Genomic DNA, 1180 nt, shown 5'->3' on the forward strand with positions numbered 1-1180 from the left:
CTGGATAAAGCATTGAAGAGAAGTAGTGACTCTATTGAGATTCAGGGGAATCCTCAGTTCAAGCGTTGCGCAGACTATGGCTTTTCTATAACGATAAGTGTTAAGAGGAGCGATATTGTTCGTCATGGTTCGGTGGGGCAGTACAACGGTCACTTTCAGTTGATGGTTAACAATAAATCGCTACTACCTGCATTACCTCCATTCTATGTACAACTCAATATCAAAAATCTGTTTCAGGTGACCCAACTAAAAGATATTGCTATGACTAAAAACAATATCAGCGGTGGGTGGCTGCAAGGAGATATGGACTTCTGTGTTTATGCCCTGTTTGGGGGGAGGTATAAAATGTCTTTTGATTCCCAGCTTAGACCAGGACGCAGGTTTGAATTACATAATAGTGTCGGGGGGGCTATTCCCTATCGGGTTAATATCCGGCATAAAAATCTGAGAAGATGGACGCCCCTGTTACAGAGGGGAGAGTCGGAGCCTGGAACATTAGTGGCTAGTAACAAGCGAAACTGTGGAGGCTCCCCAAACGTCAGAATTAGAATTGATGCTCTCGAGAAAGACATGCCAAGTGTTCTTACCGGGCTCTACAGAGATGTGCAGGTCGTGACCGTCGGGCCAGAATAATCCATCAGCTATACCTGACTCTGGAGCTGGGTTCAGGCTGATAAGCCGCACTGTGCGACGACTACCGGGGCTACAATGGCTTTGCCAGGTGTAGCCAGTAGCTGCATTTTGTCCGGGTCGGTGATGCGTGCCCGCTCTTCGTTTGGAGTTCCGGGATTTTCGACTCTGACTATCTCGGTTTTCAGGTGCAGGTTTTCCTTATCCGGGTTGGTTTCAGGAATATCCGGATTCTTCGATGGACTCAATGGGGGCGGAGAATTATTCAGGAGCTATAAGTACGGTCGATAGGGAAACCTTCCCTGTAGAGGTTGTTTTCATGGGCGTACGTTGCTGGCAATCAGCGCTCGTTGGGTGTTTTGGGGGGATTGGTCTCGGGACAAAACCAGGATGTCAGCCACCTTGAGGTTGGCGATATGATCATCCGGATACTGAGTGACCCTGGTGAGGTTCCCCTGAGATGCTGCGAATGCAGTGTCTGACCAAAATGTCAGTAATGAGGCTGGCAAAGCTAATAATGTGAAGAAATTATGCACGGGACCAACCTGAA

3 protein-coding genes are annotated in these 1180 nt (G+C 48.1%); 1 reads left to right on the forward strand and 2 read right to left on the reverse strand.

Translation table 11 applies throughout. The features are described 5' to 3' along the window. Nucleotides 1–633, forward strand: a 633-nt coding sequence (locus tag E1189_RS11420; protein ID WP_230460339.1) for a hypothetical protein, incomplete at its 5' end; no start/stop codon positions are given. Between the two features lie 32 nt (nt 634–665). Here the strand turns inward: E1189_RS11420 and E1189_RS11425 are convergent. Together E1189_RS11425 and E1189_RS25465 are read right to left on the reverse strand one after the other, a co-directional pair. Then, nucleotides 666–878, reverse strand: a complete 213-nt coding sequence (locus E1189_RS11425) for a hypothetical protein (RefSeq protein ID WP_155160461.1) — start codon at nt 876–878, stop codon at nt 666–668. Between the two features lie 69 nt (nt 879–947). Further along, a partial coding sequence (locus tag E1189_RS25465) for a hypothetical protein (RefSeq protein WP_230460340.1) occupies nt 948–1180 on the reverse strand: 233 nt, incomplete at its 5' end.

It is taken from the genome of Parendozoicomonas verongulae (genome assembly GCF_009711465.1).
GTDB lineage: Bacteria > Pseudomonadota > Gammaproteobacteria > Pseudomonadales > Endozoicomonadaceae > Sansalvadorimonas > Sansalvadorimonas verongulae.